The sequence below is a fragment of the Roseisolibacter sp. H3M3-2 genome (assembly GCF_029211165.1).
Classification (GTDB): Bacteria; Gemmatimonadota; Gemmatimonadetes; order Gemmatimonadales; family Gemmatimonadaceae; genus Roseisolibacter.
On the sequence record NZ_JARGEK010000648.1, the window covers coordinates 1 to 1320 of the forward strand.

The following is a 1320-nucleotide window of genomic DNA, read 5'->3' on the forward strand; positions in this document are numbered from 1 at the left end:
ACCGCGCGCTGCGCGCCGAGGGCCGCGCGGCGCCCCCGTTCCTCTCGCGCCCGCTCCCCGCCGCGCCGCTCGAGGTGGTGTCGGTCGACGCGCTGGCCGCGTTCCTCGCCGCGCCCGAGCGCACCTTCGTGACCGAGCGGCTGCGCGTGCGGATCGGCGTCCCCGACGCGCTCGACGTCGACGACCCGCTGGAGCTGGACGCGCTGGGCCAGTGGTCGCTGCGCGCCGACGTGCTGGCGCGGCTGCTCGACGGCGCCGACGCCGAGCCCTCGCTGCCGCTGCAGCGCGCCGCGGGGCGGCTGCCGCACGGCCCGCTCGCCGAGCTGGCGATCCGCGACGCGCTGGCCGAGGCGCGCACGGTGCGGCACCTCGCGCGCGACCGCGCCACGGCGGCGCGCACCGCGGGCGCGACCGTCGACCGCGCCGTGGGCGCGTGGCGGCTGGTGGGGCGCGTGGGGCCGCTGTTCGACGGCGGGCTGTTCGACGTGCACGCCGGGAAGGTGCGCGCGCGCCACCTGCTCTCGGCGTGGGTGCGCCACCTCGCGCTGCACCTCGCCGACGGGCCGGGCGCCGGCCAGCCGACGAGCCGCGTCGTCGGGCTCCCCGAGCGGAAGCTCGGCGACTCGGCGCACGTCTTCCCCCCGGTACCCGACGCGGCGGCACGGCTGGAGGCGCTGCTGGCGCTCTACGCGCGCGCGCTGCGCGAGCCGCTGCCGCTCCTCCCCGAGCAGGCGCGCGAGTACGCGGGCGCGTTCACCCCGAAGCGCACCGACGAGGACGCGCACGCCGCGGGGCTCGAGGCGGCGTGGAAGCTGTGGGCGCGGCAGCCCGACCCGCACGCACGGCGGCTGTTCGGCGACGACCCGTTCGGCGACGGCGTCGCCTTCGCGCGGCTGGCGCGCGAGGTGTGGGCGCCGCTGCTCGCCTGCGCGGGCGGGCGCGCCGCGGAGGCGGAGGCGTGAGCGCCGAGTCGCTGGGGAGCGCCGCGCCCGTGTACGCGCCGCCGACCCCCGTGGCCGCGTTCGACGCGACGTCGCCGGAGCCGCTGCCGGCCGGCGTGACGATGCTCGAGGCGAGCGCCGGCACCGGGAAGACGTACGGCATCGCGTCCATCGTGCTGCGCCTCGTCGCCGAGGAGGGGCTGCGGATCGAGGAGCTGCTCGTCGTCACCTTCACCGAGGCGGCGACGGCGGAGCTGCGCGATCGCATCCGGCGCCGCCTGCGCGACGCCCACGGGCTGCTGGTCGGCGCGCGGGTCGCCGGCGCGGCGCCGGCCGACGACCCGGTCGCGCGACACGACGCGGCGGCGCGGGCGGCGAT

General features: G+C 80.0%; 1 protein-coding gene and 1 pseudogene. Both read left to right on the forward strand.

What is annotated here, in order from left to right; genetic code table 11:
• Positions 1-962 (forward strand): annotated as a pseudogene (locus PYV61_RS25415) (hypothetical protein); the annotation flags it as partial.
• A gap of 101 nt (positions 963-1063) precedes the next feature.
• The coding region (locus tag PYV61_RS25420) for a UvrD-helicase domain-containing protein (protein ID WP_345785290.1) at positions 1064-1320 on the forward strand (257 nt) is incomplete at its 3' end.